The sequence below is a fragment of the Oleiphilus sp. HI0125 genome (assembly GCF_001635355.1).
Genome location: NZ_LWGF01001149.1, coordinates 1 through 735, shown reverse-complemented (window position 1 = coordinate 735; position 735 = coordinate 1). Strand labels below are relative to the sequence as shown.

Below are 735 nucleotides of genomic sequence, written 5' to 3'. Positions count from 1 at the left end.
CAGCAAGGGACAAACCTGCTCCCGCAAGAAACGCCAATACCGCTCTTGGGGCACGTAACTCCCATATAATACGTTCACGTATCGCACTGATTTCAGATTCTTGGCCTGTCAGAAGGCTGAAAGTACTCGAAAGCACGTCATTAAAAGTAATGCTCGCCGCACCGAAGACGACAGAAACAAACAGACTGAACATGGCCACAGCCACGCAAAGGCTTATAAAAACTGTCGTTCGCGTTATGCCTATCATTAACGGTGAACTCCGTATTGAAAGGCGAAACTAACACGTGGATGATCGTATAAAGGATGGCGATCAACCACGCAGCATGTCCGATATACTTCACTAATAAGATCTTCTTTCAGCACATCCTCTGGAGAACCTTGGGCGCATAATTTTCCGTGATTTAAGACAATAATTTCATCACAAAACGCAGCCGCTAAATTCAAATCATGAAATGAAGCAAAGACCGTTACCGGAAGCGCCTTAACTTTACGAAGCACCTCTAATTGAAAATGAATATCTAAATGATTGGTCGGTTCATCCATGATGAGTAGCTGCGGCTTTTGGAGCAAGGCTCGTGCTAAATAAGCCCTTTGCTTTTCACCGCCCGACAGAACTGAAAAGGGCTTCTCTGCAAGTTCACTAAGCTCCATCTCTTTGAGGAGCTGCGCGATCAAGGCATCATCTCCTCGAGTATTCCATTCAAACAAACCCTTATGGGGCGTCAACCCTTGTGC

The 735-nt window shown here is 45.7% G+C and carries 2 protein-coding genes; both read right to left on the bottom strand.

Annotated features, from left to right (window positions below):
- On the bottom strand, positions 1-193 hold a 193-nt coding region (locus A3762_RS19930; protein WP_197469426.1), incomplete at its 3' end, for an iron chelate uptake ABC transporter family permease subunit.
- 53 nt (positions 194-246) lie between these two features.
- Positions 247-735 (bottom strand): ABC transporter ATP-binding protein (locus A3762_RS19925; RefSeq protein WP_156493614.1); only part of this gene is annotated, 489 nt, incomplete at its 5' end.